The following is a 26,380-nucleotide window of genomic DNA, read 5'->3' as shown; positions in this document are numbered from 1 at the left end:
GTTTTTTATTTTATCCCTTGTTATGACTATTGTTGGCTTCGGACAACGCCATAATCTTATATCCGGTGTATAGTTGGGCGATTAAGAAGCAGGTGAAATAGCGCTTAGATGCTAATGCATGAAGATTATGCGGTTTGTATTTTATGCGGCAGCCTGACAGGCCCGATGCGGCGATATCGCTTCCTGTAGCATCCGATTGTTTTTTGTAGGAGCCAATAATGGTTAATCATAAGTTATTTTTTTCGGTTGGCCTTGGGCTGGCGCTGAGTGTGATGGCTGGATCCAGCCAGGCTGATTGGGCCGAGTCGAAAGAGGTGTTCATTGTCCGGCCTGCGCCTGTCGATCGGCAGATACAGGCGCAAAACCCGCCTGCGTTTGCGTGGGCACAATATCCGGGTACAACTGCGCCCCCGTCCTATGTTGTTGAAGTTCAAAAGAGTGGTGTCGTGTTTGCCACTTACACGACCAAGCGTACCTTTTACCTGCCTGCGACGGCATTTGGTGCCGGCCAGTACAGCTGGCGCGTGCGTCCCAGTACCAATACCGATTGGTCGACGCCACGCACCTTTTCGATTGATAGCACTTCACAAACGTTTGAAGTACCTGACAACGAGTTAATCAGGAGCAAAGTGCTGGCGCATCCTCGCCCTCGCCAGCAGCGCGCAGATTTCCTGCCGTTGAGTGCATGGACGCCGGCCATGCGCACAGCGCGCGGGGCTGCCCTGACTCGGCTTACGGCACAGGTCAACAGTCTCATGCCGGGTGGCACCCGTGCGCTGGCCGCGCCATCGGATTCACTTTGGCCAGTGACGACAAGCACGCCATCCGCGGCGCGCACGGCGTATGTCACTCAGGTTTCTCAAGCCATAGGTAGCGCAACCAACCAAATGTTGGGTGCGGCACTGTTGTATCAACTGACAGGTGAAAACAAGTATCTGCAGGAAGCACTGACACGTGGTGATCAGTTGGCAGTACTTGATCCTGCGGGCATGACCAGTTATGTCAATCATGATATGGCGACACGCAGCATCATGTTGACATTGGCTAAGTCCGCGGACTTGCTATCGGTCGAGCTGAACAAGGATCCGCAGCGTAAAGCACTCTGGATGGCGGCCATTACTGCGCGGGTCACTCCCATGTATGCTGATCTGATCAAAAATAATTACAGATTAGATCAAACCCCCTTCGATGCTCATGGCGTGATAGCGCTCGGCTATCTGGCAGTGATTTCCACGCTCACGATGGGTGATATCCCTGCTGCAACTACCTGGTTTGATTTCTCTTTCCGTTCCTATGTCAACGCGGTGTATGCCTGGAGTGGTCCCGAAGGCGGCTATGCCAATGGTACCTCCTACGCAATGTTTAATACTGAGTATGCCCTGCAGTTATGGCAGCCGATGGCTGAAGCGACTGGAGTGAATATTTTCACCAAGCCGTGGAGTAATGGTTTTTCGCGTTATCTGATGCATTTCCTGCCGCCAGGTGCGCCAGGACAGGTATTTGGCGATCAGCATGAGGGTGATATCTATAATTTTGTATTGAAGGGTTTCGCATCGCGCTTCAAGACACCTCAGGCTGCCTGGTATGTCAAGAATATCGTTGGCGAAGAGGCCGATCTGACTTTGTTTCAGGCGCCTTATCCTCTGCCTGTTGAAACAGTGACTGAGGCGCCTGTGCCGCCACCCAATGCCGCCCTGTATCCAACTATCGGTTGGGTAGCCATGCATAGTAATCTGGCGGACCGTGCTCGTACGTCCGTGTACTTCAAATCCAGTCCCTATGGTTCGTATAATCATGGCCATGGCGATCAGAACTCGCTGGTGATCGATAGTGGCGGGCGCCGTCTGCTGATTGAGTCCGGATATGAGGACTTTTATTATTCGCCGCTGGTCATGTCTTGGTATCGCCAGACCAAATCGCATAATGCCATTACGTTCAATAATGGCGTAGGCCAGCTAATCAACGATAACGTCAATAACCTGAGCCGAAATGGCAAGATCACGGCATTTTCGACGACCCCGACGTTGGATTATGCAGCCGGTGATGCGACACCAGCTTATGGTGGAGCGTTGACTTCGGCGGTGCGCAAGGTATGGTATTTGCGTGGACAAGACGCGGTGGTGGTGGTGGACAAGCTATCCGCGCCAACAGCGTTGTCCTTCGAATGGAATCTGCATGCGGGCGGACCGATCGCCAAGGAGAGTGCAACCGCCGTGAAGATTACCAAAGTTGATCGTACCCTGTGCATTACTTCATTGGGCGGCGAGGCCAATAGCTACCAGCCACGCTCGGGGCCACCGCCAGCCCCAGGTAAAATCGAAGATCATGGTGCCTTTGTGAAAACGGGTGTTGCGCAGACTGGCGAATTCATTGTTTTGCTCGATGTCGGCTGCAAGCGTCCGAAGACTACTTTAACCACCACGGCCACTGGCAAGCAGTTGGTGGTTGGAGGACAGACGATCATGATTACGAACTAAGAAGTCCCGGTTATAGGCCAAAGATCCTTTATTCGTTGTAAAAAAACCTGCTGCGGCAGGTTTTTTTTTATGTGCGAATGAGGAATGGTAATGCAAGCGAAAGTGGGGAAGAGGCGAGATTTTTTTGTCAATGAAACTAACTTTTTTGTTAATTATTTACCTTGGCGCGGGTATGATATGCCTGTTCTTTGAGATCGATGGCCGCGTAGCTGCCATCGATCTTTCTTCAGCGTCTTTCATTGACGGGCTTATATGGGATGTTTGCCTTGAAATCACACAAAGTATTTCGATTATTGCAACTTGTACCTGAACCCTTGCCAACCTTCCGTGTCGATGTGGCCACCCTTTTCGGTAAATACCTGCCGCTTCATGGCGTGATATGTGACATTGTTGGGCGGGCTGGCAAGGGGGAGCTGGTGGAAGGTGCTTATATGACACAGGTGCGCCCCGCCGAATATTCCGGTCGCTTGCGCCGGGAGTGGGCATTTTTCAAGCTGTGCCTCGGCCGTGTATTGGCGACCAGTAAAAAGCAGTGTGACTTGATCCAGGTGCGAGATATGGTCTCCATTGGTCTGCTGACGATGCTTATGGCCCGTTGCAAGGGTATCCGGTTTGCATATTGGGTATCATTTCTGATGAGTGAAGGACGCATCGCGCGTGCCCGATCCTCAATTGCCGCTGGCAGGGGCAAGCGCTACTACATCGTGTTGCTGAAGGGGCTGGTTGAACGCTTTCTGCTGTACAAATTTGTGCTGAAATGGGCAGACCATGTTTTTGTGCAAAGTGAAGCGATGAAGCAATTGATGGTGGAACGAGGTATTGCTATAGATAAGATCACGGCCGTACCGATGGGTGTCGACATGGAAATGCTGCATGCGGATGCATTGGCGCCACGCCGCCTGGCCGGCTGGGAAGACGTCCCCGTGCTCGCTTATCTCGGCACGCTGGACAGTTCGCGCGAGCTGACTGTGCTGCTCGATGCGCTGCTGCTTCTGCGCCGCCGCCAGCCATCGGCACGCTTGCTATTCATCGGCGATTCGCCGACGGCATCCGATGTGCCCGCCTTGATGGCTTACGCGGCGCGCCTTGGTATTGCCGATGCCGTTCATGTAACGGGCTGGCTGCCGTCGCTGCAGGCGCTGGCCCTGCTGCGTGGCGCCGACGTGGCGCTTTCCTATGTGCCGCGCGGCGCGCTGTTCGATTACAGTTCGCCAACCAAGCTGCTCGAGTACCTTGCGCTGGGCATGCCTTGCGTGGGCAATGACAGTCCGGATCAGGAAAATGTGTTGCGCGCCAGCGGTGCCGGCTACCTGGCGGCCAGCACCGCCGAGGCGATGGCGGAGCAGATCGGCGTCATTTTTGCCGACCTGCCTGCCGCCCGTCTGCTTGCGGCCGCTGGCCCGGCCTTTATTGACGAACAGCGCAGCTACCGGGTTCTGGCCAGCCGCCTCGCCGCCGTGTACAAAGAAGGCGTTGCTCAAAAGCCATAATATTGTAACAATTCTGTGCACTGCAGCAAAATGCTAGGCGATGTCGCTATGCTATGTGATAATGTTTTTTTGAAAATGTTTTCTGATGATTCAAATAATCCTTTCTCAAGCTGGCGGCTACCAGGACGTTGTCGCCTATCTGCAGCAGCAGGGGGCCCACGTCAGTAACATGGGGCCGGAACGTGGCCGTGGCTCGTCGTTTCGCGGAAAACTGTCGATCCTGGCAGCCATGGTGTCGCCCAAGCTGTGGGGCGTGCGCAAGCTGTGGGGCAGCGATGATATCGTGCTGCTGATCGGTTGGCAGGCGCTACCCATCCTGGCGATGATACGCTGCGGCCTGGTGAAGCGCCCGCGCAAACTGCTGGTGATGGCGTGTTTCGTCCATTCGGTGCGGGCGCGCCGTGGTCTCAACCTGCTCTGGCGCGCACTGCGCTTCCCCGGAATGGGCTTTATCGCCTTCTCGAAAGGGGAGGGGGATAATTTGATCCAGGCCGTCGGCATGGCGCCGCAAGACGTGTATTTTCACCTGTGGCGGCAGGAACTCTATGGTTTTGGCGGCGCTGCGGCAGCGGTCGAGGGCGACTATGTGTTCGCCGGTGGTTATTCCAACCGCGACTATGACTTGCTGTTGCAGGCCATGGCGGGCGTCAGCGCCCCGCTGGTGGTGGTGGCTGCGGAACGCAATCATGTCGCCGTGCCGGCGCAGTCGCGCATGACCCTGCACCTCGATTTGCCGGAGGCGCAGTTCGAGAGCCTGCTTGCCGCCAGCCGCGTGGTTGCGATGCCCTTGAAAAGCCAGGGCGAGGCCTGCGGGCAAAGCGTGCTGTTGCGGGTGTTACGCAACCGCAAACCGCTGGTGGCGACGCGCCATGAGGCGATCGAGGCCTATCTGGGCAGCGATTATCCGGGCTTCGTCCCGCATGACGATGTCGAGGCCATGCGCGCGACCCTCGAGCGTGCCGTCGAGGACGCCACATTCCGGGAAGCATTGAGCGATGCGATCGTGCAAGCCGAATCCCGCCTGGCCAAGGTCGGCAGTCCAGGTGAAGAAATACATCGTTTCCTGCTGAGCTGATGCCTTCCATTCCACTCCTATCGGATACCCCGTTGCGGGAGCCATTGTGACTATGTCTTCAATCAAGAACGAACTGCGCTTCGGCATGCGAGCCATGTTGCGCGATAATTTTTTGTTGCGGCGTGCCATGGACCGCCTCGCTGTACATGAGCGCATGAGCGTCGACGAGCTGTCGCACTATTCCCAGCTGCGCCTGCATGCGAGCATGCGGCACGCCATACGAACGCTGCCGCATTACGCGGCCATGCCGGCCGGTTTTACGCCAGCCCAGGCGGCACAGGTATTGCGCGAGTATTTTCCCGTGATCGAGAAGGCGACGCTGCTGGCGCACCGCGCCGCGCTGTATCCGCATCTGGGCCGCAAACGGCCGTGGCAGGCGGCTGGGCAGACCAGTGGCACGACCGGCACGCCGCTGACGATTTTTCGCAGCATGCAGTCGGTGCTGATGGAAAATGCCTTCATCCAGCGCCACTGGAGCTGGTCCGGCTACACGCCCCAGGTGACGCGCGCCACCCTGCGTGGCGACATGGTGGCCGGCATCAACCAGACCAGTCCGCCATTCTGGTTCTGGAACCGCTATAACCGCCAGTTGTTGCTGTCGTCGCGGCACCTGACCGAGGCGCATGCCGATGCGATCATCGATCGCCTGGAACAGGCGGCGCCTGCCATGTTGCAAGCCTATCCATCGACTGCCTACACGCTGGCCGGCTTCTTGCAGCGGCGAGGACGCCGGCTATCCATTCCGTATGTCTTTACGGCATCGGAACCGCTGTATCCGCATCAGCGTGCATTGATCGTCGAGCGCCTGGGCGCCACCATCATGGATATGTATGGCATGGCGGAGCGCGTGGCGTTCGCTACCGAATGCGAACATGGAAACATGCATTTGAACAGTGATTACTCGCATGTTGAAATCCTGGACGAGCATGGCGAGGCGACGGACGGAGAAGGCTTCGTGGTGGGAACGACCTTTCATAATCTGGCCATGCCGCTGCTGCGTTACCGGCTCAGCGACCGGACCCGCTGGAAGCCCGGCCGCTGCGATTGCGGCAGGCCCTTTCCCATGATCGAGCCCGTTACCGGCAAATTTGAGGACAGCATCACCGGCAGCGGCGGTGCGGTGATCAGCCCATCGGTCCTGACGTTTGCCTTCAAGGGCGTCGACAACATCCTCAAGTCGCAAGTGGCGCAAGTGGGTGCTGCGCGCTGGGAAGTGCGCCTGCTGCCCGGCCCCGCCTTTTCCGACAGCGACAAGCGCAAGCTGCTCGACAATATCCATACCATGGTCGATTCCGGCGTCAGTGTGGATGTGGTACTGAAGGCGGACTTGCCCAATACGGCGGCGGGGAAATTCCGTTGGGTGGTCAATGAGACGAGTGCCCGGGCAAATGGCTAGCGCCCCGCCGGCTGGCGGAAAATGACAAAATTACCGGATTCGACATGAAAAAAATTCTGATGGTCGGCACCAGCCTGAGCACCATGGGCGGCATTGCCGCCGTGGCGCGCGTGTACGAGGGCGCCGGCCTGTTCGAGCGCTATCGTGTGCATTACCTAGCCACGCATTGCGATGGCGGGCCGATGGCCAAACTGCGCATCATGCTCTGCGCCTATGCGCGCTTCCTGGGCATGCTGCTGAGCGGGCAGGTAGGCCTGATTCATGTGCATGTCGCCTCGCACGCGAGCTTCTGGCGCAAGTCGGGATTTTTCCTGCTGGCCTTCCTGTGCCGCGTGCCCAGCATTGTGCACTTGCATGGCGGCGGCTTTGCCGCTTTTTACGAGCGGCAGTGCGGTCCCTTGCGGCGCGCCTATATCCGCTACATTTTCAATCATGCGTCGCGCGTGCTGGTATTGTCGAGCGGCTGGCAGGCCTGGGTGCGCGGCATGAGCCGCAATCCGCATGTCGAGATCATGTTCAATCCGGTGTCGCTGCCGCCCATTGCCGCGCCATGGTCTGCGCGGCAAGCGGGAAGCGTGTTGTTCCTGGGTAAACTAGGCCAGGCCAAGGGGGTAGATGACCTGCTGCAGGCATGCGCCGAATTGACGCAGCGTTGTCCATCGCTGCACCTGGCCTTAGGCGGCGATGGCGATCGTAGTGCCGTGCAGCAACAGGCCGATGCGCTGGGGGTGGCGCCGCACGTCGACTTGCTGGGCTGGGTACAGGGCGAGCAAAAGACGCGCCTGCTCAATAGTTGCCGCATCTACGTCTTGCCTTCGTATTTTGAAGGCTTGCCGATGAGCATTTTGGAGGCGATGGCCTGCGGCGTGCCCGTGATTGCCACGGCGATCGGCGGCATTCCCGAGGCAATACAAGATGGGGTGGAGGGATACCTGCTCGCGCCCGGCGACGTCAAGGGACTTGCCGAGCGGATCGCACGCTTGCTGGAAGACGATGCGCTGGCGCAAAGAATGGGCGCCGCGGGGCGCAGCAAGGTGGAACGTCAGTTTTCCACGGCGGCGGTTTTGCCGCGCCTGGAACAAATGTATACCGACTTGGGGTTGAATGCCGTATGACATCGTTAGCATGGAAAATCAACCGTTTGAAATTGATGGGCGCCCCCGAAATTGCCTGGCGCGTGCAGCAATTGCTGCAAAAGAAGGCCAGCAAGTTTGGCATCGGCTTGCTGCGCAGCGTGCCGGCGCCGCAATTGAAGCGTATGGGCCTGCCATTCCTGGCTGGCGATGGCCGCGATATCGATAGCGTCGCCTTGCGCGCCGCGGCCGATGCCGTGCTGGCGGGCCGCTGGAATGTGTTTGCCCTGCGTGGCGCGGCACTGGGTTTCCCGCCGCAATGGAACCGCGACCCGAAGACGGGTACCGTGGCGCCGCTGACCCTGGGCAAGCAGATCGATTACCGCAGCGAAAAAGTGGTCGGCGATATCAAATACTTGTGGGAACCGAACCGGCACCTGGAACTGGTGGCGCTGGCGCAGGCATGGAAAGTGACGGGCGAGCCGCGCTACGCCGATGGCGCGCGTACCTTGCTGCAGTCGTGGTTCGAGCAATGTCCGTATCCCATGGGCGTGCACTGGACCAGTTCGCTTGAGCTGGCGCTGCGCCTGCTGAACTGGGCCTGCGCCTGGGAATTGCTGGGCGGCCTGGCGTCGCCGCTGTTCCAGGGCGAGGCGGGCCAGCGTTTCCTGCAACAGTGGCTCGCGGCAATCTACCAGCATGCGCACTTCATCGCCGGTTATTTTTCGCGCCACTCGTCGGCGAACAACCATCTGTTCGGCGAATACATGGGTTTGTTTGTGGCCAGTAGCGTGTGGCCTTGCTGGCCGGAAAGTACAAAATGGCAGGCGCTGGCGCGCAAGAGGCTGGAAGAGGAGGCGCTCAGGCAAAATACGTCCGATGGCGTGAACCGCGAGCAAGCCGTCTATTATCAGCATGAAGTGATGGACATGATGCTGCTGTGCCAAAGGATCGGGCAGGCCAACGGCGCCGGCTTTTCCGCGGCGTACTTGCAGCGCCTGGAGCGCCTGGCCGATTTCATCGCCGCGTTGATGGACGTGGACGGCAACGTGCCGATGACGGGCGATGCCGACGATGCGCAGATGGTGCGCCTGGCGCACGACGATGGCTGGCATCGCTACCGCTCGCTGCTGGCCAGCTGTGCCGTGTTGTTTGGCCGCGCCGACTTCAAGCGCAAGGCCGGCCATTTCGACGACAAGAACCGCTGGCTGTTCGGTGTGGCGGGTTTGCGACAGTGGCAGGCGCTCGACGCCAGTGGGGCCGAAGCGCCCGTGATGGCGTTTCCCGAAGGCGGCTATTTCTTGCTTGGTAGCCATTTCGGCACGCCCGATGAAGTGCGTTTGGTGGCCGACTGCGCACCGCTTGGCTATCTGTCCATTGCCGCACATGGACATGCCGATGCGCTGGCATTTACCCTCTCCGTGAGCGGGGAAGAGTTGCTCACCGATCCAGGCACCTACGCCTATCACACGCAAAAAAAATGGCGTGACTACTTCCGCAGCACACCCGCGCATAACACGGTAGCCGTCGACGGCCTGGACCAGTCTGAAATCGGCGGCAATTTCATGTGGCTGAAAAAAGCCAATGCGCGCATGATTGCTCATGAAACGGATTCCGAAGTGCAAGTTTTCGAGGGCGAGCACGATGGCTACGGCCGCCTGGCCGATCCCGTGCTGCACAGGCGTCGTATCGAGTTCAACTTTAATAATAAATGCATTGTTGTAAAAGACATATTACAATGTACAAATGTACATGATATTTCCGTGCATTGGCAGTTCGGCGACCACTGCGTGGTGACCGTTGACGAGGGGCAATTGCGGGCACAGGGATTGCGGTCCGGATTGCGCATGCGCTGTTCGCATGGAACGCTGGACGTATTGCGCGGTAGCGACACACCGCCTGGCGGCTGGATATCGCGCCGCTTCGACGAGAAATCACCGATTGCCAGTGCCGCCTGGCGCATGAGGGTGCAGGGAACAACTGAAATCGTGACGCACATCGAGCTGATGCCGCAGGCGTCGCTGGCTGATTCGCCGGCTAATTATTAAGGGAGCATATTTTGAAAATCAGTATTTTTGGCCTCGGCTACGTGGGTGCGGTCTCTGCCGGTTGCCTGGCAACGGATGGGCATGAAGTGATCGGCGTCGATCCGAACAGGACCAAGGTGGAGCTGATCAACCAGGGCACTACACCCATCATCGAAAAAGACATCGGCGAGATGATCGCCGCCACCGTGAAAAGCGGCCACTTGCGCGCCACGTTCGACGTGCGCGACGCCGTCTTCAGCTCGGACATGTCGCTCATCTGCGTGGGCACGCCTTCGCAGCTCAATGGCAACCTGGACCTCAGCCACGTGCGCAAGGTGTGCCAGGAGATCGGCGCCGCCATCCGCGAAAAAGACAGTTTCCACGTCGTCGTGGCGCGCTCGACCATGCTGCCAGGCTCCATGCGTTCGCTCGTCATTCCGACCCTGGAAGCGGCCTCGGGCAAGGTGGCCGGCGTCGATTTCGGCGTGTGCAACAATCCGGAATTCCTGCGCGAAGGCACGGCCGTCTACGATTACTACAATCCGCCGAAGACGGTGATTGGCGAGTCCGATGAAAAGGCTGGTGCGCTGCTGGTGCAGCTGTATGAAAAGATGGATGCGCCGCTGGTGCGCACGGACGTGGAAACGGCCGAGATGGTCAAGTACACGGACAACACCTGGCATGCCGTCAAGGTGGCCTTCGCGAACGAGATCGGCAACATCTGCAAGGCGGTCGGCATCGATGGCCACAAGGTGATGGAAATCTTCTGCCAGGACACCAAGCTGAACCTGTCGCCGTACTACATGAAGCCGGGCTTCGCCTTCGGCGGCTCCTGCCTGCCGAAAGACGTGCGCGCGCTGACCTACAAGGCGCGCAGCCTGGACCTCGATTTGCCTCTGCTCAATTCCATCCTGCCGTCGAACCAGCGGCAAGTGGAAAAAGGCATCAAGATGATCGTCGACAAGGGCGCGCGCAAGGTGGGCATCCTGGGCTTTTCGTTCAAGGCCGGCACGGACGACTTGCGCGAGTCGCCGCTGGTCGACGTCATCGAATACTTGCTGGGCAAGGGCTACGAGCTGAAGCTGTACGACAAGAACGTCAACCTGGCCGCCTTGACGGGCGCCAACCAGGATTACATCCTCAACCACATCCCGCACATTTCCAAGCTGATGGTGACGAATATGCAGGACGTGCTCGATTTTGCCGACACCATCGTCATCGGCAATGGCGCGGCCGAGTTCAAGGCCGTGCCTGGCAGCCTCAAGCCGCACCAGCACATCGTCGACCTGGTGCGCATCAGCAAGGATCAAAGTGGAGAACAATATGACGGCATCTGCTGGTAATCACGTGGCAGGGCAGCCGCGCCGTGTGCTGATCCTGGTGGAAAACCTGCCGTCGCCGTTCGACCGGCGCGTGTGGCAGGAAGCGACCACCCTGCATGCGAATGGCTACGAAGTGTCGATCATCTGCCCGACGGGCAAGGGCTACGAGTCGCGCTACGAAGCCATCGACGGCATCCATATCTACCGCTACAACCTGCCGCTGGAAGCGGAAGGGGCGAAGGGGTACCTGGTCGAATATTCGCTGGCGCTGTTCCACACTTTCCGCCTGGCGTGGAAAGTGCACTTCGCGCGCGGCTTCGACGTCATCCACGCCTGCAATCCACCCGACCTGCTGTTCCTCATCGGCGGCTTCTTCAAGTTGACGATGGGCAAGCGTTTCCTGTTCGACCACCACGACATCAATCCGGAGCTGTACGAAGCCAAGTTCGGCCGGCGCGATTTCTTTTATAAACTGATGGTGCTGTTCGAGCGCTGGTCGTTCCAGAGCGCCGACGTGTCGATCGCCACCAACGAGTCGTACAAGAAGATCGCCATTGAGCGGGGCGGCATGAAGCCCGAGGATGTCTACGTGGTGCGCAGCGGACCCAAGCTGGACCGCTTGCGCGTGCTGCCGCCCGTGCCGGAACTCAAGAAGGGGCGCACCTACCTGGTCGGCTATGTGGGCGTGATGGGCGCGCAGGAAGGCATCGATCTGCTGCTGCAGGCGGCGCAATACATCGTGCAGACCTTGAAGCGCGAGGATGTGCATTTCGGCCTGGTCGGCGGCGGCACCTCGCTGGAACAGATGAAGCAGATGGCGCAAGACATGGGCATCGCCGACTACGTGACGTTCACGGGACGCGTGCCGGACCAGCAATTGCTGGAAATGCTCAATACGTCCGACGTGTGCGTGAACCCGGACGTGGCCAACGACATGAACGACAAGTCGACCATGAACAAGATCATGGAATACATGGCATTGGGAAAACCGATCGTGCAATTCGACCTGGTCGAAGGCAAGGTGTCGGCGCAGCAGGCGTCGCTGTATGCCTTGAAGAACGACCCTATCGACATGGCGCGCAAGATCGTCGAATTGCTCGACGACCCGGCCCGCCGCGAGCAGATGGGCGCGTTTGGCCGCCATCGCGTGATCAACGAGCTGGAGTGGGAATATGAAGCGCCCAAGCTGCTGGCCGCGTATGCGCGCCTGTTTCCCGCCGCCGCGCCCGCCGTTCCCGTGACCTTGAGCAAGGATGGCGGCTGATAGCGCCGGACAAAAGCGCCGCGTGCGGCGTGCTGGGTGGCATGCTGATCGCCTGAACGATTATAGTGTCGAGCGTGCATGCTCCTCAATAAACTGCTTTTGAAATGAAACCATGAAAATTTACCCAGTCATCCTGTCCGGCGGTTCGGGCACCCGTTTGTGGCCGCTGTCGCGCGCCGTGTTGCCCAAGCAACTGTTGCCGCTGGTAACGGACAAGACCATGTTGCAGGAAACGGCGCTGCGCGTGAGCAGCCTGTCGAACCGCCGTGCCGGCGACAGCGCGCTGGCCGAGTTTGAAGTCATGCCGCCGCTGGTGGTGTGCGGCAATGAGCACCGCTTCATGGTGGCCGAGCAGCTGCGCGAGATCGGCTTGCCGCCGCTGGGTATCTTGCTCGAACCGGTAGGGCGCAACACGGCGCCTGCCGTGGCCGTGGCCGCGCAATACCTGCTGGCCATCGACCCGCATGCGCTGATGCTGGTCTTGCCGGCCGACCATGTCATCACTGACGTGGCCGCGTTTCACAAGTCCATCGCCGAGGCGGCGCTGCTGGCGGCCGACGGCGCGCTGGCCACCTTCGGTATCGTGCCGACGGCGCCGGAAACGGGCTATGGCTATATCCGCAGCGGCACGCCCGTGAGCCCTGGCGCCATCGGTTGCAAGGTCGAGCGTTTCGTGGAAAAGCCGGACCTGGCCACGGCGCAGTCGTTCCTGGCTGCCGGCAATTATTTCTGGAACAGCGGCATGTTCATGTTCCGCGCCGAACGTTATCTGGGCGAACTGGGGCAATTCCAGCCCGCCATGCTGGCCGCCTGCGAGGCGGCCGTGCGCGACGGCTACCGCGACCTCGATTTCTGCCGCCTGGAAGAGAAGGCCTTCGCCGCCTGTCCGTCCGATTCGATCGATTATGCCGTCATGGAGCATACGGCGCATGCGGTGGTACTGCCGGCCGCCATCGGCTGGAGCGATGTCGGTTCCTGGTCGGCCCTGTGGGAAGTGCAGCACGGGGATGCCAACGGCAACGTGGTGCGCGGCGACGTGTATCTCGACGGCGTGAGCAATTGCCTGGTGCGCGCCGAGCGCCGCATGGTGGCCGTGCTGGGCGTGCAGGACTTGATCGTGGTGGAAACGGACGACGCCATCCTGGTCGCGCACAAGGACCAGGTGCAGCGCGTGAAACAGGTCGTCGATCACTTGAAACAGGCGGGGCGCAGCGAACACGTGCAGCACCGCAAGGTGTACCGCCCATGGGGCAGCTATGAAGGCATCGATATCGGCGAGCGCTTCCAGGTCAAGCGCATCACGGTCAATCCGGGCGGCAAGCTGTCCTTGCAGATGCACCATCACCGCGCCGAGCACTGGGTGGTCGTCAGCGGCACGGCCAGCGTCACCTGCGGCGAGAAGGTGACTTTGCTGACGGAAAACGAATCGACGTACATTCCCATCGGTATGACGCACCGGCTGGAAAACCCGGGTAAATTGCCGCTGCACCTGATCGAAGTGCAATCGGGCAGCTATCTGGGCGAAGATGACATCGTGCGGCTGGAGGATGTCTACCAGCGCGCCTGATGCGCGGTTTTTACGATATCTGCACTGTGAAACTATTGGCTTAAAGAATGATGCTATAAAGTAACTCATCATTAAACAATAGTTAACATAAAAAATTGCTTTATGCTATGATTCTGCCTGGTTTGATTAGATAAATACATGCGGGTGCAACGCTACCCGCAGTTACGTTGGTGGAATCGCATGAAGAAAAATATTTGCTCGGTGCTCGCAATGCTGGCGTTTGCCGGTTCAGCTGTATTCTCGCAGGCAGCTTTTGCCGCGCCGGTGGACATCAGTTCGCTGCCAGGTGCCGTGAAGCTGTCCACGGGTGGTTCATTGACGTTCAGCGACAAGTTCAAGAATAATCAGAAAAACAATTTCTTCAATGATTTGTTTACGTTTGACGTGGCGCACGCCAGCGATCTGAGCCTGGTCTTGACGTCGCGCAGCAGCAGCGCCTTGAATGGCCTGAATCTGACGGGTTTTGGCTTGTACAGCAGCGTCAACAATGCGCAATTGCTGGGAGGTGATCAACTGCTGAGCGGCATAGACGACAAGTGGACCTTGTCGTACGCGAATCTGGCAGCCGGTTCCTACTACCTGAAAGTCAGCGGCAATGTCGTGTCGAACACGGGCGCCGCTTTCAGTGCCAACGGCAGCCTGGTGTCGGCCGTGCCTGAGCCTGGCACGTATGCCATGCTGCTCGCTGGCCTGGGTCTGCTGGGCTTCATGGCGCGCCGTCGCCAGAACGCCGGCTGAGCAAGGCGAACGGCGTCCGTTTGCCCCTCCATTCGCATTTTATTCCGCGGCCAGCCTGAGCTGGCCGCAGCACTCTTGGTGAAAAGTATGAAAAAATTTCTTCAATCCCTGTTTGTGGCAGCCATGTTTGCCGGCAGCAGCCTGGCGGCCCACGCCGCCCCAGTCGATATCAGCCACGCACCGGTAGATCTGACGCAAGACTTGCTCGACTACTCGAGCGCTGAATTGCTGGGTTCTTTCTCGCTGGCGGCAGGCCAGTTGGCTGGCGCGCAAAATAACTTTTTCAGCGACAAATATACCTTTAGCGTAACGGGTTTCAATGACCTGAGCGCACTGGCGACCTCGCTCAAGCCCAGCGCCAATTCCGGCCTGACCTTGACCGGCTTCAGCCTGCGCAATGCCGGCGGCGTACTGTTTCAGGGTACGCTCGATCTGATCAACTATACGGTGCAGGACCAGGCCTGGAGTTTGGCATCGGGCGGCACGCCGCTGGCGACCGGCAATTACTTCCTGCAGATCGATGGCTATGTGGCTTCGTCCGCTGGTGGCAGCTATAGCGGCAACCTGGCGGTGACGCCGGTGCCGGAACCGGAAACCTACGGCATGCTGCTGGCCGGCCTGGGCCTGGTCGGCTTCGCGGCGCGCCGCCGCAAGCTGCAAGCCTGAGCGCGTCTGTTGCATTGATGAAATGGAGGCTGCGGCCTCCATTTTTTTCGCCTGTCGATTGCTGGGCGCTATAATCATCGGGCATAGCTGGCGGCCGCCACATGGCGGCTTCGATCTTCTTCAACGGCGATATTGACCTTGCATAAATCTCTCTTCCTTTCGCTGGCGCTGGCTGCCGGCATCGCCCATGCCGATGCACCATCCATGCCGCCAGGATTGAATGCGCTGCAATTGGCAGTCGTGATCAATGACGCCGAACCAAACAGTATCGTGGTGGGTGAATATTACCGCCAGGCGCATGGCATCCCGCCTGCGAACGTTGTGCACGTGAATATCCCGAATCGCCCGCGCAAGCTCAGCATGAATCAGTTCGCGCAATTGAAGGAGCGCATTGACGCGCAATTGAAGCCCCATATCCAGGCCGTGCTGATGGTGTGGAGCGCGCCTTACGCGGTCGAATGCAATTCCATCACTTCCGCCTATACCCTGGGCTACGATGCGGGGCAATGCGCCAAGACGTGTGACGCCGGCAAGCCCAGCACGTATTTCAACAGCAATGTGCCGCAGCCATTTACGCAGATGGGCATGCGCCTGTCCATGTTGCTGCCCATCGATTTTGTGGAAGAGGCCAAGGCTGTGGTGGATCGCGGGACGGTCAGCGGTTTTTCCGTGCCCGCCGCCAGCGCGTATTATCTGACCACCAGCGAAAATGCGCGCAACAGTCGTGCCGCTTTTTTCCCGCCTGCCGGGATCGTTCGCCAGCGCAAGCTGACGGTCAAGAATCTGAAGGCTGATGTGCTCGACGGTGCACAGGACATCATGGTCTACCAGACCGGCATGGCCAAGGTCGCCAAGCTCGATACCTTGCGCTTTCTGCCAGGCGCCCTGGCGGATCACCTGACTTCGTTCGGTGGCGATCTGCAGGGGACGGCGCAAATGAGCAGCCAGCGCTGGCTGGAGGCGGGCGCGACGGCCAGCTACGGTACCGTCAGTGAACCGTGTAACTATTGGCAGAAATTCCCGAATTCGACAGTCTTGTTGCGGCGCTACCTGACGGGCATGACGGCGTTGGAAGCGTACTGGGGAAGTGTGGCGTGGCCGGCACAAGGATTGTTCATCGGCGATCCACTGGCGGCCCCCTACAGGGCATTCCGACGTTAACAGCGCTCGCTTGCGTTGCTGCCAGATAAATAAAAAAAAGGCTCTTGCGAGCCTTTTTGATTAGGTTTTAGCCGTGCGTTTTCGGCGTCCCATGAAGGCCACCAGCCCCAGGCCGGCCAGCAGCATGGCATACGTTTCCGGTTCAGGAACGGCCAGTACCGGCGGCAATATGGTGTTGGGAGTAACACCGCGGCCTTCGATGCCGCCGCCAGCACCACCGGAGCCAACGCCACCGCCACCGCCGCCGGCTGCCGCGGGAGTGGGCGTGTCGGAGGACGTCAGCAGAGACGCATACTGTTCCGGCATCGCCCGTCCCACACCACGGTAGCCTTCGCTGCCGCTAAACGGTTCCAGTCTTTCCTGCGCAACAAAATCGCGTGTACCCGAACTATAGTCAAAACCATCTTGCTTGATGCCTCTTCCCAAACCCTTGGCGCGCGTACTGGCGTCCGTATCGAACTGGCTCAGATCATGGCCGCGACTGTCGAAATGCGGCTTGCGCAATACTTGCGAAGATTCTTCGCCACCGAATTCGGGCGTGGATCCTTTGCCGTCGTTGGTGCGCCAACCCATGCCAATGGCACCATTTGCCAAACGGCACGCGCTATATGTGCTGTTCATGTCTGCCTCGCTGGCGTTGCCGTTGGTGCCGGCATTGTTTGCTTCGCAGCGTTTATTGTCCGCAGCGGCTGGTGCCGCTGTTTGCGCTGTCGCGTAACCTGCGCTCAATGCCAGGGTGGCGGCAATTGTCAGCAGGGATAGGTGGACGACGGGGGTGAATTTTTTCATGGTTTGATCTCGCTAGGGTTTTCATGCCGACAGGGCGCTGCGCGCTCCATGATCTCGACGCAATAAAATTAGCAGTACATTCAAATAGCGCATCGATTGTGCGTGGCGCAGGGCGTGGACTGGGCCCTTTGCATATCTATTTACTGGCGTGTTGCTACTGACTGGGCAAGCTTTATAAACTTGCAAGGAATAAAACTTATTTAATAGAAATATATCATATTTTTGAGCAATTTGCTGTGCTTGCTGAAGTCTGACGGTCAAATGTTGTTGCCTAGCTACTTGGATGAAGGATGGGCGGCTGGACTTTTACTCCATTCGGCTTAATCAAATGTCATCAAGTCGTCATCCCGGGCCTTTAATATGCAAATAACAAGTCTGAAATACTTTTGTTAATTATGGCGCGCCGGCCGATCATGTGGGGCCGGCGTCATCTATTTACCGACCGGGATCCTCATGCACAACTCGTTTTCCCCCTTGCGCACGCCGCTGCGCCTGACCGTCATGGCCGCCGTGCTGGCCAGCCTGTCCGTGCCAGCCCTGGCCGCTTCCGATATCGTCATCAGCCAGGTGTATGGCGGTGGCGGCAATTCGGGGGCGCTGTACCGCAATGATTTCATCGAAGTTTTCAACCGCGGCGCCAGCCCCGTGAACCTGGGCAACTGGAGCGTGCAATACGCGTCCGCCGCTGGCACGAGCTGGGCCGTGACAGCCTTGCCGGCTATCGATTTGCAACCAGGCCAGTATTTGCTGGTCCAGCAAGCCAAGGGCGCGGGCGGCACGCAGGACCTGCCCACGCCGGACGCCACGGGCAGCCTGGCCATGTCCGGTACTGCAGGCAAGGTGTTGCTGAGCAATAGCAAGACGGCGCAAACGGGCGCCAGCCCCACGGGCGCCGCTATCGTCGACCTGGTCGGTTTCGGCACGGCCAACGGTTTTGAAGGCGCCGTGGCGCCCGCACCATCGAATACCCTGTCGATTGCGCGCGCGAATGGCGGTTGCGGCGACACGGACGACAATAGCGTGGACTTTGCCACCGGCAGCGTGGCGCCGCGCAATACGGCTTCGCCGCTGAATGTGTGCGGCGGTCCCGTCGTGCATCAGATTATTACCAGCTGCCCGGCTAATCTGGCCTTGGCTGTGGGCAATGGCGGCAGCGCCGTGCTGCGCGCATCCGACGTCGATGGCGTCGTGAATGCGGCCACCCTGAGCTCGCCCGCCGTGGCCGGCATCAGCCTGGCCAATTTCAGCGCGGCCGGCGTGGCGGGCGAGAGCGCCAGCGTGAACCTGCTGGTGGCCGCTGGCGTGCCGGTGGGAAATTACCCGGTCATCGTGAATTTCAGCAACGACCAGCAGCAGACGGCGTCGTGCAAGGTTGACGTGGCCGTGCAAGGCCTGGCCGCCATCAGCCATACGATCCCGCAAATCCAGGGCAGCGGAGCCAGCAGCCCCTACGCCAATTCCGTGCAGACGACCGAGGGCGTGGTGACCTTGAAAGTGGGCACCGGCTTCTTTATCCAGGATGCGGCCGGCGACGGCGACCCGTCGACGTCGGACGGCATCTTCGTGTACACGGGCGCGACGGCCACCACCGTGCAGCCGGGCGAACTGGTGCGCGTGACGGGCACGGTGGTCGAATACACGCCATCGGGCGCGAAAAATTCCTATACGGAATTCAAGGACGTGACGGCCATCCTCACGCAAAGCGCGGGCCACAGTGTCGTGCCGGCGAATGTGAGCTTGCCGAACGACAACCTGGCTGCCGTGGAAGGCATGCTCGTGCGCTTCACGCAACCGTTGACCGTGTCGCAAAACGCCTATCTGGGCGCGCGTGGCGAACTGAGCCTGTCGTCGGGACGGCGCGAAGTGCCGACCAACCGCTACCCGGCCGGCTCCGCCGAGGCGCAAGCCTTGATCGCCGCCAATGCGAACAACCTGATCGTGCTCGATGACGGCATTTTCGTGGCGCCGCCAACGATACCGTATATCGGCCAGGACAACACCGTGCGCAGCGGCGACACGGTGGCCGACCTGACGGGCGTGGTGGACTTTGGCGCCATCGGCGGTGGCGGCGCCGCCTACAAATTACAGCCGACACAGACGCCGCAATTCTCGCGCGACAACCCGCGCACGGGCAGCCCGGAACTGCCGTCCGGCAACGTCAAGGTGGCCAGCGCCAACGTGCTGAATTTCTTTACGACCTTTACGAATGGCAACAATATCTTTGGGCAGACGGGGCAAGGCTGCACTGTGGGCACTTCGACCACCAAGAGCAATTGCCGCGGCGCCGACAATCTGGCCGAGTTTGTGCGCCAGCGTGACAAGATCGTCGCCGAGCTGAAAGCCATCGATGCGGACGTGGTGGGCTTGATGGAAATTCAGAACAATGGCGAAACGGCCGTCACCTACCTGGTCGAGCAACTGAACGCGGCCATCGGCGGCGTCACGTATGCCGTGGTGCCGAAGCCGGCCGCCACGGGCACGGATGCTATCCGCGTGGCCATGATCTACAAGCCAGCCAAGCTGGGCCTGGCGGGCGGTGCCTTGTCGGACGCCAACGCCATCAACAACCGTCCGCCGATGGCGCAAACCTTCCGCGCAGGCAATGGCGAGAAATTCTCGCTGATCGTCAACCACCTGAAGTCGAAGGGCAGCTGCCCCTCGAGCGGGCTGGACGCGGACCAGAACGATAGCCAGAGCTGCTGGAACGCCACCCGCGTGCAGCAAGCCCAGCGCCTGATCGGCAGCTTCGTACCGCAGGTGGCGGCCGCTGCCGGCGACGCGGACGTGCTGGTCATCGGCGACCTCAATTCCTATGGCGCGGAAGACCCGATCCAGGTCATCACGGGTGCCGGCTTCGTCAATGAACTCGAGCGTTTCGTGCGGCCGTCCGGCATGCCGTATTCGTACGTGTTTGGCGGCCAGAGCGGCTACCTCGACCATGCGCTGGCCAGCGCCTCGCTGAGCCCGCAAGTGGCCGGCGTGGCCGAATGGCATCTGAATGCGGATGAGCCGGAAGTGATCGACTACAACATCGACTCGGCCAAGCCGCAAGACCTGTACAACGCCTTGCCGTACCGCGCTTCGGACCATGATCCCGTCGTCATCAGCCTGGACTTGCAGCCCGCCTACCGTGATATCACGGCCGGCGTGGCGCAAGCGAGCTCGGGCCTGGCCTACAACCGCGCGACGCAAAAGTACACGGGCACCTTCTCGTTCACCAATACGGGCACGAGCGTTTTGAACGGCCCGTTCCAGGTGGTGTTCGGCGGCTTGCCTGCCGGCGTCAGCCTGGCCAATGCCACGGGCAGCCATGCGGGCGCCGCGTATGTCACCGTCAACGCGGCCAGCCTGGCGCCGGGCGCGACGGCTTCGTTTGCCGTCAGTTTCACCAATCCGTCGAAAGTGACGATCAATTACTCGGCCAGCATTTTCGCCGGCAACTTCTAAGGACACCATCATGTTGACAACGACATTCAACCTCACCTTGCGCCGCGCCGTCCTGGCCGCCCTCCTGGCCGGCAGCTCCAGCCTGGCGCTGGCGGGTCCGCTCGGCTACCACGTGGAAATCGACACGAGCCAGTTCTCGGGCGCCGGTTTCCTCGACTTCGCCTTTATCGCCGGCAACAGTCCGGCACCGGGCGCCAGCGCCGTGCTCAGCAATTTCTCGGGCGCGTTCGGCGCACTGGAATCGATGGAAGGCAACGTCAGCGGCAGCTTGCCCGGCACCTTGACCTTTGGCAATAGCGGCGCCTACAACGACTGGTTCCACAACGTGACCCTGGGTGGCAAGTTCGGTTTCAATATCGTCTTTGGTGGCGACTTCCTGAACACGGCCGGCAACGCGGGCACGACGTTTGGCGTGGGCTTGCTCGACTACACCGGCATGGCTTACCTGGGCAACGTCAATGGCAACCTGGTGCAGTTCGAGCTGACGCCGATGACTGGTGGCTTGCCCGCCAGCATCGCCGGCAGCACGTATGCGAGCATCGCGTCGATCTCGGCCGTGCCGGAAGCGTCGGAATGGATGATGCTGACGGGCGGCCTGGCGCTGATCGGTTTTGCCCTGCGCCGCCGCCAGCCTGTCGCACGCGCCTAATCTTCCCAGACTAAACACAGCGCGCCTACGGGCCGTTGTGTTTTTTTTTCGTCTATTTATTCGCAATAGCTATAAATCAGGAAACTAAATTGTATTAGTCACCGTTTTACGCTTGATGCATAGTAAAAAACTTGTCGGGCAGTCTAGTATTTTCATGACTGCTGCCAACTTTTTTCGGGAGATGCATCGATGCCTGGCCATATCCTGGTGCTGGACCCTGCGCCTGCCATGCAGGCGCTGCTGGCGCATAACCTTGCGGGCGCCGGCTACCGGGTCAGCTGCGCCCTGGATGCGCGCGGCGCGCTGGCGCTGCTGGCGGCCGATCCGCCAGACGTGCTGTTGCTGGAATGGGAACTGCCCGATGCGTCCGGCATTGTGCTGCTGCGCCAGGTGCGCCAGGATGGCGCGCTGTGCGACTTGCCCATCATCATGATCAGCGCGCGCGACAGCGAACAGGACAAGGTGCTGGCGCTGGAAAGCGGCGCCGACGATTATCTGTGCAAGCCTTTCGGTCCCCGTGAAATGCTGGCCCGTGTGCATGCGCTGCTGCGCCGGCGCGCGCCATCAGCCTTGCGCGCAGGCGCAGGCACGGCCGGGGCTGCCGCCTTGCGGCTCGATCCGCACACCCTGCGTGTGACGGCGGGTAAGGTGCCGATCCACCTGGGCCGCGTGGAATTCAAACTGCTGCATTTCCTGATGGACCATCCGGGCAGGGTGCATAGCCGCGCGCAACTGCTGGACCAGGTGTGGGGCCATGCTGCCTACCTCGACGAGCGCACGGTCGACGCCCACGTGGGACGATTGCGCCACGCCTTGCAGCCGGGCGGCTGCGGCCACCGCATTGAAACCGTACGCGGCAGCGGCTACCGCTATCTGGCCTCTGACGCCGCCGTGTGCGCATGATGCTGCTGACGGGGAGGGAGCAGGAATACCTGCTGCACGCCATCCTCGGCGCGCATGGCATCGCCGCGCCCGGCGATTTCTTTCTATGGAGCCAGGGGCCGCTGCAAACGCTGTTGCCGCACGACATATTGATGTGCGCGCAACTGGATGCCGGCGGGGCCGTGCTGCGCAGCGAAGCCTGGCACAGTGCTGCGCCCGATCACGCGCAGCTGCGCGAGCGCCAGGCCCAGCTGGCGCACCTTGCGCTGGCCTGGCGCGCGGGTGGCCAGAAGGCGGGCGTCATCGACGGCGTGCTGGTGCATGGCAGCGTGGGCGACGCCGGCGGCAGCTTTTTTGCCCTCTACGCCGTGAAGCCGGCGGACGCGGCGCGCCAGGCGTATGCGCTGGAGTTGCTGCTGCCCTATCTGCACGTGCACTGGCTGGCGCTGCCAGGCAGCCAGCGTGCGTCCGTGACGGGCCCGGTTGCCGCGCGCGTGGCCAGTGCGCGCGAGCTGGAAGTGCTGCATTGGGTGCGCGAGGGAAAAAGCAATGACGAAGTGGGACAAATTCTCGGCATCAGCGGCACCACCGTGAAAAGCCATTTGCAGCGCATCTACAAATTATTGGGAGTAAGCAACCGCATGCAAGCCGTGTCGCGCGGCATCGCGCTGCGCCTGCTCAGCCACTAGCGCTGGTCCTGCGGCCGGGCCTGACTCTTTTCATTACCGCCATCTTGCGTGTGTTCGATGCTGCCGGGCGATATGCGCGCCACGTCAGGGCTCGTCTGCAGGCGCGCCACTTCGGCCGGTGTCAGCATGGCGGCAAAGCCATTGAAGGCCGCCGTGTAGCGGTATTGCACGGGGGCGTCTGGCACCAGCGCCAGCACGGCGCGCTGCTGCGCTTCCAGCTGGGCCGTGTAGCGCCGCGCGGCATCGCTGTGGGTATCTAGCCCATGCACGCCGTCCGCTTGCGAGGCCAGCGGCGGGGCGCGCAATTGCACCAGATAGGACTGCCGCGCCGCAGCGGCCTGCGCCGCGACAGGCAGGGCATGGATGCTGGCCATGCCGGCCAGGATGGCAATGCAGAGGCGAAAGGTGGACATGCACCGATTGTACGCGCCTCGCGCATAAAAAACGCGCCCCGCAGGGCGCGCCGTGTTACTGCCTGGAGCGATACCGTTACAGCTTGGCGTCCGCTCTCACGTTGCGCTGGCTGGGGACGGCCAGCGGCAACGGGTTGTTGGTCTCCACCGACAGCACGGTGGTGGACGCCGCCGCGCTGTTGCCATCAAGGAAGACTACGCCGCCCAGGTAGCGTTTGCCCGTTTCCAGCCCCGACCAGCTGACGCCGGCCGTGGCGCTGCCGCCCACGTACACTTTGCTTGGCAGGGTGGCTTTCAGGTTGCCGCCCTTGTCGGCTGTCGTGACGACGGCCGACGACAGGCCGAAGCCGGTCGACACACCATTCGCCAGTTCATAGCCGATCACGCACACCTTGTAGCTGCCTGCCGCCGGAGTGGTCAAGGTAATGGCTTCGTTCGAGCCGGCCGTGGCCGAGGTGGCGACCGTCGCGCCGGCGCTGTTGAGCAGCAGCATGTCGAGGTCATTGCCCGCGCCTTCCGTGGTATCGCGGTCGAAGATTTCGAAGCGCGCCACAACGGTGCTGGCGGGAATGCTGACATTGACTGCGCGCACGCCGCTGCCGCCCGCCTTGCATGCGTCGGCCATCTGCGCCAGCGTTTCCACGCTGCCCGGCGCGGCCTGGCTGATGGTTTGCGCGCTGCGCGCCACTTCCTTCAGGCCGCCCGTCGCCGCGCCGACCTTGCCGGCAAAGCCGGTGGACAGGGTCAGCGAACGCAGGCCGCTGACCTTGTCGGCCTGCAGCAATGCCGGCGACTGCACCGCGCGGCCCGAGCGGGCCGTGACGGGGCTGCGCACCGTGTGCACGCCATCGCTCCACACGAGGGCGCCATACTGCCAGGCATTGTCCGGCGCCGTCGTGCGCGCCAAGGTCACGGTGAAGGACTTGGTTTCGCCGGGCGCCAGTGCCAGGGTGGCAGGCGCCACCGTCACGCTGTAACCGCTGAGCGAGGCGCTGGCCGTGTAGGTGGCGCTGCTGCTGCCCACGTTGGTGACGCGGCGCGTCACCGTTTGCGTGCCCAGCACGTTACCGATGGTGATGGACGGCATGTTCAGATTGTAGCCGGCCAGGGTGCCGCCCGCGCATTCGGCCGTCATGCCGACGCCGCACATGTATTTCTTGTAGTCGGCCAGGCTGGCGTCATACACGAGGCCGGGATCGGTTGCCTTGTTCGGCGTCACGTGGCCGGCGCCCTGGCCCCATGGCAGGATGCCGCGCGCGTCGCCTGCCTGGATGTCGGGCAAGGTGGCGCTGCCGGTCGTCATCAGGGCCGACTTGATGGCGGCCGGGCTCCAGTCCGGATGCTGCTGGCGCAGCAGGGCGGCCAGGCCGGCCACGTGCGGGCTGGCCATCGAGGTGCCTTGCAGGAAGATGTAGGCTTGCGCCGGTGCCAGGCTGCCATCCTGCACGGCGTCGCGCTGGGCGCGCGACAGGGCAGGCGTGCCGCCGGCCAGGATGTCCACGCCGGGCGCGGTGACGTCCGGCTTGAGCAGGTTGGCGTCGTACAGGTTCGGGCCGCGCGACGAGAAGTCGGCCACCACGGGGGCGGCGGGGCCGTTGCCGTTGGTGACGAAGCGCGAGATGGCGGCCGTGGCCGCGCCCGTTTGCGCCTGGGCGTTGATCAGCGCGCCATCGGCGGCGCTCACGTGCACGGCCGGCAGCACGTGCGGGTCGGACACCAGGCCCACGCCCGTGTCGACCAGCACCATGCCGGCGCCGCCCGCTTCGAGCACGGCGACGCCCTTGTCGGTACGTGCCGTGGTGCCGCGCAGGCAGCTGACGACCTTGCCGGCGACCTTGGCCGGGTCCAGCAGGGCCACGCCGCCGTTGTCTCCGGCGCGGTAGCACAGGGCCAGTTTTTGTGCATCGGCGCCGGGCAAGCCCGCGTCTTGCGCGCGGATCAGGGTGGTGGCCGGCAGCGGGTTGTAGTTGAGCGAGGCGCCCGTGTAGCTGGCGCCGTTGCTCAAGGTCACCTTGGCCTGGTTGGCGCGGTTGTGCGTCGAGGCGGCCACGGTGGTGATCCATGGGCTGACGTGCGCCACCGTGTTCGCCGGTCCCGCATTGCCGGCCGAAGCGGCAACGAAGACGCCCGCATTCGACGCGTGCAGGAAAGCTTGCTCGACCGGGTCGTTGACGGTGCCGCCGCCGCTGATCGAGTAGTTGATCACGTGCACGCCATCCTGCACGGCTTTTTCAATCGCCGCCACGCTGTCGCCGCCGTAGCAGCCGTTCTTCGCGCCGGTCGGCTGGGTAGCCAGGTTGTATGACCAGCACACCTTGTAGACGGACAGACGGGCGCGCGGCGCTACGCCGGAAATGGCGCCCAGCGGCGAGCCGTTCACGGTCACGGGCACGCCCGCATTGCCGCCCGCGGTGGACGAGGTGTGCGTGCCGTGGCCGCCTTCGCCATTCGGGTCGCCGATGGAATCGCGCGGCGAGGTGAATTCGCTCCAGTGCTGGATCTTGTCCGTCTCGGTCAGGCGCACGGCGTTGAAATATTGCGCGCCCAGCAATTTGTTGTTGCAGTGGTCGGACGTAAAGCCTTCGCCTGCCTGGCAGCTGCCTTTCCAGGCGGCCGGCGGCGCGCCGTAGGCCAGGGTGGCGTTCGGGTCGAAGGTCGGGGCGCCGTTGGCGTCGACCTTGTCCGCATACGACAGGTTTTCCGGCCACACGCCGCCATCGACGATGCCGATGATGATGTCTTCGCCCGCATGCTGCTTGCCGCCCAGCTGGCTCCACAGGCCGCCCGGCTGGTCCAGGCCCAGGAAAGTGGGCGTGTAGTTCGTTTGCAGGGCGCGCGGTTCGTCGGGGGCGATGCTGGCCACTTCGCCGCTCGCTTGCAGCTGGCGCACTTCGGCGTCGGTCAGCAGGGCGGAAAAACCGTTGAGGACGATCTTGTACTGGTATTGCACGGGCGCGGCGGCGATGAGCGCTTGTACCCGGGCCTGTTTCTGTTCAAGGTAGTCGCCGTACAGCTGCACTTGCGTGCTGGCCAGGTCGAGGCGGCCGCCGGCGGCAGGCTGGGTGGCGCCCAGGCCTTCCACCGAGCCGGTGTAGGAAGCGATCGGTTTGTCGGTCAGTTGCACGATGTAAGGGCGGCGCAGGTCGTCGGCGTGGGCCTGGAAGCTGAGGCTGGCAAACAGGCTCAGCACGGCGAGCGAAATGGGACGCAAGGCGGGACGGAATGTCATGTAGGGTTTCCTGTATCGGTATCGGA

19 protein-coding genes are annotated in these 26,380 nt (G+C 61.3%); 16 read left to right on the top strand and 3 right to left on the bottom strand.

Annotated features, from left to right (window positions below; genetic code table 11):
* The first annotated feature begins 218 nt into the window (after positions 1–218).
* The 12 genes from V3C40_RS10565 to V3C40_RS10510 all read left to right on the top strand — a co-directional run bounded on the left by V3C40_RS10565 (position 219) and on the right by V3C40_RS10510 (position 16,256).
* A complete protein-coding gene (locus V3C40_RS10565; protein WP_331777391.1) occupies positions 219–2,477 on the top strand; it encodes a DUF4962 domain-containing protein in 2,259 nt (752 codons plus the stop codon).
* 266 nt (positions 2,478–2,743) lie between these two features.
* Positions 2,744–3,967, top strand: coding sequence for a glycosyltransferase (locus V3C40_RS10560; protein ID WP_331777390.1), 1,224 nt, complete (start codon positions 2,744–2,746; stop codon positions 3,965–3,967).
* 85 nt (positions 3,968–4,052) lie between these two features.
* Entirely contained in the window at positions 4,053–5,042 is a 990-nt protein-coding gene (locus tag V3C40_RS10555; protein ID WP_331777389.1) for a hypothetical protein, read from the top strand.
* Between the two features lie 46 nt (positions 5,043–5,088).
* Positions 5,089–6,438: a phenylacetate--CoA ligase family protein gene (locus tag V3C40_RS10550; RefSeq protein ID WP_331777388.1), complete on the top strand. Its 1,350-nt coding sequence runs from the start codon at positions 5,089–5,091 to the stop codon at positions 6,436–6,438.
* A 44-nt stretch (positions 6,439–6,482) separates the two neighbouring features.
* A complete protein-coding gene (locus tag V3C40_RS10545) occupies positions 6,483–7,553 on the top strand; it encodes a glycosyltransferase family 4 protein (RefSeq protein WP_331777387.1) in 1,071 nt (356 codons plus the stop codon).
* Positions 7,550–9,559 carry a heparinase II/III family protein gene (locus V3C40_RS10540; protein WP_331777386.1) on the top strand — a complete coding sequence of 670 codons (2,010 nt, stop codon included), beginning with the start codon at positions 7,550–7,552 and terminating at the stop codon, positions 9,557–9,559. Before V3C40_RS10545 ends, V3C40_RS10540 begins: the two co-directional genes overlap by 4 nt.
* Before the next feature lie 11 nt (positions 9,560–9,570).
* Complete coding sequence (locus tag V3C40_RS10535; RefSeq protein ID WP_331777385.1) at positions 9,571–10,881, top strand: UDP-glucose/GDP-mannose dehydrogenase family protein; 1,311 nt, start codon at positions 9,571–9,573, stop codon at positions 10,879–10,881.
* Positions 10,862–12,124: a glycosyltransferase family 4 protein gene (locus V3C40_RS10530; RefSeq protein ID WP_331777384.1), complete on the top strand. Its 1,263-nt coding sequence runs from the start codon at positions 10,862–10,864 to the stop codon at positions 12,122–12,124. The genes V3C40_RS10535 and V3C40_RS10530 overlap by 20 nt, the downstream gene beginning before the upstream one ends.
* Positions 12,125–12,236: 112 nt before the next feature.
* A complete protein-coding gene (locus V3C40_RS10525) occupies positions 12,237–13,691 on the top strand; it encodes a mannose-1-phosphate guanylyltransferase/mannose-6-phosphate isomerase (protein WP_331777383.1) in 1,455 nt (484 codons plus the stop codon).
* Between the two features lie 180 nt (positions 13,692–13,871).
* Entirely contained in the window at positions 13,872–14,429 is a 558-nt protein-coding gene (locus tag V3C40_RS10520; protein WP_331777382.1) for an FxDxF family PEP-CTERM protein, read from the top strand.
* An 87-nt stretch (positions 14,430–14,516) separates the two neighbouring features.
* Positions 14,517–15,095: an FxDxF family PEP-CTERM protein gene (locus V3C40_RS10515; protein WP_331777381.1), complete on the top strand. Its 579-nt coding sequence runs from the start codon at positions 14,517–14,519 to the stop codon at positions 15,093–15,095.
* Positions 15,096–15,227: 132 nt separating this feature from the next.
* Positions 15,228–16,256, top strand: coding sequence for a TIGR03790 family protein (locus V3C40_RS10510; protein WP_442907242.1), 1,029 nt, complete (start codon positions 15,228–15,230; stop codon positions 16,254–16,256).
* Between the two features lie 60 nt (positions 16,257–16,316).
* Here the strand turns inward: V3C40_RS10510 and V3C40_RS10505 are convergent, their stop codons facing one another.
* The gene (locus V3C40_RS10505) at positions 16,317–17,045 is read right to left on the bottom strand and encodes a PEP-CTERM sorting domain-containing protein (protein WP_034751634.1); all 729 of its coding nucleotides are present in this window, start codon (positions 17,043–17,045) and stop codon (positions 16,317–16,319) included.
* Between the two features lie 453 nt (positions 17,046–17,498).
* Between V3C40_RS10505 and V3C40_RS10500 the strand changes: the two genes are divergently transcribed.
* From V3C40_RS10500 to V3C40_RS10485, 4 genes are all read left to right on the top strand, one after another.
* Positions 17,499–20,492, top strand: coding sequence for an ExeM/NucH family extracellular endonuclease (locus tag V3C40_RS10500; protein ID WP_331777379.1), 2,994 nt, complete (start codon positions 17,499–17,501; stop codon positions 20,490–20,492).
* Between the two features lie 10 nt (positions 20,493–20,502).
* Positions 20,503–21,141 carry an NF038129 family PEP-CTERM protein gene (locus V3C40_RS10495; RefSeq protein ID WP_331777378.1) on the top strand — a complete coding sequence of 213 codons (639 nt, stop codon included), beginning with the start codon at positions 20,503–20,505 and terminating at the stop codon, positions 21,139–21,141.
* 189 nt (positions 21,142–21,330) lie between these two features.
* Positions 21,331–22,044 (top strand): winged helix-turn-helix domain-containing protein, encoded by a 714-nt coding sequence (locus V3C40_RS10490; RefSeq protein ID WP_331777377.1) that lies wholly within the window; start codon positions 21,331–21,333, stop codon positions 22,042–22,044.
* Entirely contained in the window at positions 22,041–22,712 is a 672-nt protein-coding gene (locus V3C40_RS10485; RefSeq protein WP_331777376.1) for a LuxR C-terminal-related transcriptional regulator, read from the top strand. Before V3C40_RS10490 ends, V3C40_RS10485 begins: the two co-directional genes overlap by 4 nt.
* On the opposite strand, the gene V3C40_RS10480 is transcribed toward V3C40_RS10485, so the two are convergent.
* Both V3C40_RS10480 and V3C40_RS10475 read right to left on the bottom strand, forming a co-directional pair.
* Entirely contained in the window at positions 22,709–23,125 is a 417-nt protein-coding gene (locus V3C40_RS10480) for a protease inhibitor I9 family protein (RefSeq protein ID WP_331777375.1), read from the bottom strand. The two genes, V3C40_RS10485 and V3C40_RS10480, sit on opposite strands and share 4 nt — an antisense overlap.
* Positions 23,126–23,201: 76 nt before the next feature.
* Positions 23,202–26,354 (bottom strand): S8 family serine peptidase, encoded by a 3,153-nt coding sequence (locus V3C40_RS10475; RefSeq protein WP_331777374.1) that lies wholly within the window; start codon positions 26,352–26,354, stop codon positions 23,202–23,204.
* Positions 26,355–26,380 lie beyond the last annotated feature (26 nt).

The sequence above is a fragment of the Janthinobacterium sp. LS2A genome (genome assembly GCF_036543145.1).
GTDB classification, from domain to species: Bacteria; Pseudomonadota; Gammaproteobacteria; order Burkholderiales; family Burkholderiaceae_D; genus Janthinobacterium; species Janthinobacterium aestuarii.
The sequence above is the reverse complement of the archived record's forward strand: the minus strand, read 5'-3'. Positions and strand labels throughout refer to the sequence as shown.